Origin of the sequence: Halalkalibacter alkalisediminis, from assembly GCF_028610705.1 — a bacterium.
Taxonomy (GTDB): Bacteria; Bacillota; Bacilli; order Bacillales; family Bacillaceae_D; genus Halalkalibacter; species Halalkalibacter alkalisediminis.
Genome location: NZ_JAQQWT010000101.1, coordinates 1 through 2374, shown reverse-complemented (window position 1 = coordinate 2374; position 2374 = coordinate 1). Strand labels below are relative to the sequence as shown.

At 36.4% G+C, this 2374-nt stretch carries 3 protein-coding genes and 2 pseudogenes; all 5 read right to left on the bottom strand.

The window, feature by feature from the left end; all coding sequences use genetic code 11:
• A pseudogene (locus PQ474_RS26760) lies at positions 1-76 on the bottom strand (fructose-bisphosphatase class III); the annotation flags it as partial.
• On the bottom strand, positions 57-587 hold the full coding sequence (locus PQ474_RS25990) for a hypothetical protein (RefSeq protein ID WP_273848476.1): 531 nt from the start codon (positions 585-587) through the stop codon (positions 57-59). The pseudogene PQ474_RS26760 and the gene PQ474_RS25990, both read right to left, overlap by 20 nt.
• 163 nt (positions 588-750) lie before the next feature.
• On the bottom strand, positions 751-1230 hold the full coding sequence (locus PQ474_RS25985; RefSeq protein WP_273848475.1) for a YhcN/YlaJ family sporulation lipoprotein: 480 nt from the start codon (positions 1228-1230) through the stop codon (positions 751-753).
• Between the two features lie 71 nt (positions 1231-1301).
• Positions 1302-1711 (bottom strand): annotated as a pseudogene (locus tag PQ474_RS25980) (alpha/beta fold hydrolase); the annotation flags it as partial.
• A gap of 558 nt (positions 1712-2269) precedes the next feature.
• Positions 2270-2374 (bottom strand): IS3 family transposase (locus PQ474_RS25975; protein WP_273847712.1); only part of this gene is annotated, 105 nt, incomplete at its 5' end.

Here is a 2374-nt window from a genome sequence, read left to right as displayed (position 1 = left end):
TCCCCGAACCATTTCGGAGCACATGTTGAAAGGCTTGATACTCCCCGTGTAAATCACTAACAAAATGTTCTGTCCCCAATATACCGTAGCGCAATGATTTCTTTTACGTTTGACTGTCCCTGCTGCTGCTTTTCAACCCCACGTTCATAGAGAGCCTTGACTTTACTTAAATGGTCTTCTTTTTCTACGAGTGTTTTTTCAGTTTTATGAATAAACTCTTTTTGAGTATTGAGTCGTTCCTGGACCCTCTCTAAATCAATATAATTTTGAATGGATGCACGTGGAATTTCTTTGTTTAATTCTGTTTTGTAATCTTTTTCTCGAACCTGTTTTAAAACTTCCGATGCCGATTGATGAGGTTGCTGGTTCATCGCTATCATTTCTTTAAGAGTGACTCCTTCTTTTGCAAACAATTGACCTTCATGCTCTTGAAGCTGCTTCTTTTGTTGATCCATAAAACGATGATAGAGATAATCAACCGCTTCTTTTTGAACACTGTATTGTTCACGTTCTTTTATAAGCTCACGATCTTGAGAATTTCCTACTTCTCGACGTGCAATAGAAGCACCCCAGCAAAAAATCGCCATCGCGGGTGATTTTCTTGTATCATTAGGTGCTGCTCTTGAAGGAATTGGTGGACTTCAAGTGATGGAAGAGGAAATTAGCAATGATAATTGGGAAATCCTTTAAAAGGGTTTCCCATTTTATTAATAAATGAAAGGGGTTTTACTACTACATTACAGAATAATTTTATCGGGCATTCGGAAAAATTCTTTGAACCATCTCATTAAATTCCTCGAATAAGCCCCGTATTGGCTTTCCACTTTGAATTTTATCTCCATAATCTCCCATGCGATCAACGAAATCGGGATTGCTTGACACAAAAACATTTCGAATATTATCGTCCGTGGATTTCACCTGATCAGAAATTTTATTTTCAACGTCTTTTCTCACTTCACCTTTTGAATCATCATCTAAAACTACTGCAACATATGCATTTCTGTTAGTAACGATGACATTGGCGTGTCTTACTTCAGATAAATTTTCAATTTTATCTTGTGCTTCATCAGCAACCTGCATTCTTGTATCATTGTTGTTACGATTAGCGACATTTTGAATATTTGCGTTGTTTGCGGTTCGATTGTTATCTCTTGCTTCATCATTCATTGCACAACCAGTAATTAAGGCTATGGCAAATAAACAGATTGATATACGTTTAAGAAACTCCATGAAATTTCCTCCTTATTTAAATTCGATATTAGAATTACCAATTTTACTTTCATTATGTAACAAATTGATTTTTAAAAGTCGTCAATATATTTATTTTGTTGCATAATTACAAATTGCCTTATCAATTCATTTAACTCTTTTGCAGCATCTGTTGGAATCTGATGATCGGCACAATAAATATTAATTTATTTAAGGGTAATGTTTCATGCAATTGCTTAGCGTACAAATAAAATGGTTTATCCTTTTTACCGTACACTAATAAAATAGGAAGAGTTATTTTACTCAACTGATTGGTACAATTATAGTGCAAACTATATCGATAATATTGTTCGATGTTTCTTGAGTCTCCTTTTCGCGCCTCTGTAAACATTTTTTTAAAAAGCTTTAGTGTGTTTGAATTGCTCCATGATATAGACCACGCCAATAATGGGACAGCTCCTGCATTCGCAAGCTTAACTCCTAATGGAATCTTCTTTCTTAAAGATTGATCACTTACATCTGGTAAACACCAAGCGCAATAGGTCTTGCTAAATACTTTTGGACTTGCTATTGGCTGTTCCTCCACTCTTCTTTTTTCGAATCTAACCGGTTTCTTTTGAACAGCCTTAGTCACTTGTCGACCTTCCATAGGTTCAACTACCTTTTGGTTTAACCAAAGTTCTTCATCCTCTTCATTCCATAACGGAGACGGCAAAGACATCCCCCTTCTTATATAAGGTTCTATTATTCTAGAAAACTGTTCTGTGTGCCCAGCAATAAATAGCGCTGCTCTTATAATTTGACTGCGGTCTAGATGGGTAGCATGAAAAACATTCTCCACATACTCTTTGTACACATCCTACTTCTGGTTGACCTTTTTTTATATCGAGATATGCTAACGGTAGTCGTGGTAGAAGGGAGGCCCCCGTGGGACTTGATCCCGTCAACTAAACAGTTCACCCCTCTAGGGAATCAGATATTCTCATTTGAATCACTTTCTTCTGAACAAAATAAAAAGAGCAGCTACAACGGTAGTTACCCCTAAAAGTTAGAGTTTATATTATGCAGCTGTTTGGCTGGTTTGTGTTCGGTATTCGACTGGACTTAAACCAGCCAATTTTTCTTTTGATCGTTCATGGTTGTACCAGTAGATATATTTTTCAAT

Coding starts and splice junctions, on each gene's coding strand:
- PQ474_RS25990 (WP_273848476.1), bottom strand. CDS start 587: ATGGCGATTTTTTGCTGGGGTGCTTCTATTGCACGTCGAGAAGTAGGA.
- PQ474_RS25985 (WP_273848475.1), bottom strand. CDS start 1,230: ATGGAGTTTCTTAAACGTATATCAATCTGTTTATTTGCCATAGCCTTA.